At 42.0% G+C, this 1,767-nt stretch carries 1 protein-coding gene; it reads right to left on the bottom strand.

Annotation, left to right across the window (positions count from 1 at the left end; all coding sequences use genetic code 11):
* On the bottom strand, positions 1-1,767 hold a 1,767-nt coding region (locus ACR2F7_RS06575), incomplete at both ends, for a glutamate synthase-related protein (RefSeq protein WP_432712785.1).

The following is a 1,767-nucleotide window of genomic DNA, read 5'->3' as shown; positions in this document are numbered from 1 at the left end:
ACCTAATAAAGTAGCGATAGCAATATCGCGACCAGTTTTCAGCTGACCATCAGTTTGTAAAACTACCCTGCTGCGCAATCTGTTTTTCACAAGAGTCTGATGCGCTTCAGCTAAACCAAGTTCCCAGGGTAAACCAGCATGTTGAATAGAAGTTAAAGGAGATGCACCCGTACCACCATCGAATCCTGAAACCAGGATGACGTCTGCATGCGCTTTAGCCACACCGGCAGCAATGGTACCTACCCCAGCTTTAGAAACTAATTTTACATTAATTCTAGCTTCGCGGTTGGCATTTTTAAGGTCAAATATCAATTGCGCAAGATCCTCGATAGAGTAAATATCATGGTGCGGAGGAGGAGAAATTAAACCAACACCCGGTGTAGCATGACGGACTTTAGCAATCCATTCATCCACTTTATGCCCAGGTAATTGACCACCCTCACCAGGTTTAGCACCTTGCGCCATTTTAATTTGCAGTTCATCAGCATTTGTTAAATAATGACTGGTTACACCAAAACGTGCAGAGGCAACTTGTTTAATGGCAGAGCGCATAGAATCGCCGTTAGGCAATGGCTCGTAACGCAATTCATCTTCACCACCCTCACCGGTATTGCTTTTTCCACCAATACGGTTCATGGCAATCGCAAGCGTTGAATGCGCTTCGTGAGAAACCGAACCAAAAGACATGGCTCCTGTTGCAAAACGTTTTAAAATGCTTTCTACCGGTTCAACCTCATTTAAAGGAACCGCCGGACGGGTATATTTAAATTCAAACAATCCCCTGATGGTGAAAGCCTGTTTAGTTTGTTCGTTTACTAATTTTGAATATTGCTTATAGGTATTGTAATCGTTTCTACGGGTAGAGTTTTGTAACAAGTGGATGGTTTGTGGGTTGAACAAATGTTGCTCCCCTTTACGTCTCCATTTATAGTTTCCACCGGTAGGTAAAATTGTATCCGGACGATTGGCTTTTCCAAAGATACGGCTGTGCTTAATTAAAGCTTCCGTCGCAATTTCATCTAAACCTAAGCCGCCGATTCTTGATACAGCACCAGTAAAATAATTGTCTACTACACTTTTATGGATACCCAGGATTTCGAAAATTTGTGCACCATGGTAAGATTGTAAAGTAGAGATTCCCATTTTAGAGAAAATCTTCAATAAGCCATTGTTGATGGCATAAATATAATTTTGTATCAGTTTCTCTTTGGTCAGTGTGGTTTCGTCCTGGAAGCTTTTGATGGTTTCTAAAGCCAGGTAAGGATTTACCGCGGTAGCACCAAAACCAATTAAACAAGCAAAATGGTGAACTTCCCATACATCGCCTGCTTCCACTACAATACCTACGGCACCTCTATATCCTTTACGGATCAAATGGTGATGCACGGCAGATACCGCTAATAAAGAAGGTATAATGGCATGTTCAGAATCTACCGCTCTATCAGATAGCACCAATACCTGGAAACCATCTTCTACAGCATCAACTGCATAACGGCATAATCGATCTATCGCTTTAGCCATGGCACCTGGTTTGCCTGTTGCTCTGAAATACGTTTGTAAGGTTTTAGATTGGAAAACCCCGGTATCAATACTTCTTAGTTTTTCTTTGGTCAGTGTAGTTTCGTCCTGGAAGCTTTTGATAGTTTCTAAAGCGAGATAAGGGTTTACTGCTGTAGCACCAAAACCAATTAAACAAGCAAAATGGTGAACTTCCCATACATCGCCTGCTTCCACTACAATACCTACGGCACCTCTATATCCTTTACG

Origin of the sequence: Pedobacter sp. (assembly GCF_045628745.1) — a bacterium.
Classification (GTDB): domain Bacteria; phylum Bacteroidota; class Bacteroidia; order Sphingobacteriales; family Sphingobacteriaceae; genus Pedobacter.
Note: the sequence above shows the minus strand (reverse complement) of the source record. Positions and strands in the feature narration are given on the sequence as shown.